Source organism: Streptomyces sp. 13-12-16 (genome assembly GCF_002114215.1).
GTDB lineage: Bacteria > Actinomycetota > Actinomycetes > Streptomycetales > Streptomycetaceae > Streptomyces.
The window spans coordinates 1-1243 of record NZ_NCTE01001309.1 but is presented as its reverse complement, the minus strand read 5'-3'; the positions used below and the strand labels follow the sequence as shown (position 1 = coordinate 1243).

Sequence of the window (1243 nt, the reverse complement as noted above, 5' to 3'; positions counted from 1 at the left end):
CGGGCGCCTGTGCCGTCGAGCAGCGCGGCCCAGTCGAGGGGCTGGCCGGCGGCGTGCAGCCGGGCCACCGCGCCGATCAGGGACCGCTCCTCGTCGCGTCCGGTGCGCAGCGCCGGTACGGCGGCCGGGGCCGGGCGGTTGTCGTCGGCCAGGGCGTCGAAGGTGTCCTGCGCCAGGGAGCAGAACACGCCGTCGGGCCCGAGCTCCAGGTAGCGGGTGGCGCCGCGGGCGGCGAGGGTGCGTACCCCGTCGCCGAACCGGACGGCACGACGGACGTGTTCGACCCAGTACCCGGGGTCGCACACCCGCTCCGGTGCGGCCGTCTCCCCGGTGAGGTTCGACACCAGGGGCAGCGTGGGCGCGGTGTACGACACGCTCCGGGTGACCCGTGCGAAGTCCTCGAGCATGGCGTCCATGTGCAGGGAGTGAAACGCATGGCTCACCCGCAAACGCCTAGTCTTCCGGCCGAGTGCGGCGAACTCCTCGGCGAGGGCGGTGACCGCGTCCTCGTCGCCGGAGACCACCACCGCGTCGGGGCCGTTGACGGCGGCCAGTGACATCCGGTCGCCGAGCCGTGCGGCGACCTCCTCCTCGCTCGCCCGTACCGCGATCATGGCGCCGCCGGCCGGGAGGGCCTGCATCAGCCGGGCGCGGGCGGCGACGACCGTGCAGGCGTCCTCCAGGGTGAACACCCCGGCGGCGTGGGCGGCGGCGATCTCGCCGACGGAGTGCCCGGCCAGCAGGTCCGGGCGGACGCCCCAGGACTCGACCAGCCGGTACAGGGCGACACCGAGGGCGAACAGCGCGGGCTGGGTGTAGCCGGTGGTGTCCAGCAGGGCGGCCTCGGGTGTGCCCTCCGGTGCGAACATCACCTCGCGCAGCGGCCGGTCGAGCTCCGGGTCGAGGTGGGCCGCGACGGCGTCCAGGGCCTCGGCGAACACCGGGTACCGGTCGTACAGTTCGCGTCCGGCGCCGGGCCGCTGGGAGCCCTGGCCGGGGAAGAGGAACGCGGTCCGGCCACCGGGCACGGCCCGGCCGCGCAGGACGTTCGGGACGGTCCGGTCCCCGGCGAGCGCGGTGAGCGCGTCGAGGAGTTCGGCCCGGTCGGCGGCGACGAGCACGGCGCGGTGCTCGAACGCCGAGCGGGTGGTGCCGAGGGACAGCGCCAGGTCGGCGACCGATGCGGCCGGGTCCGCGCCGTCGGTGAGCCGGGCGAGCAGGCGGTCCGCCTGCCCGGCCAGGG

The 1243-nt window shown here is 76.1% G+C and carries 1 protein-coding gene; it reads right to left on the bottom strand.

Annotated elements, in window-relative coordinates:
• Positions 1-1243, bottom strand: a 1243-nt coding sequence (locus B7767_RS40310) for an acyltransferase domain-containing protein (protein WP_143652929.1), incomplete at both ends; no start/stop codon positions are given.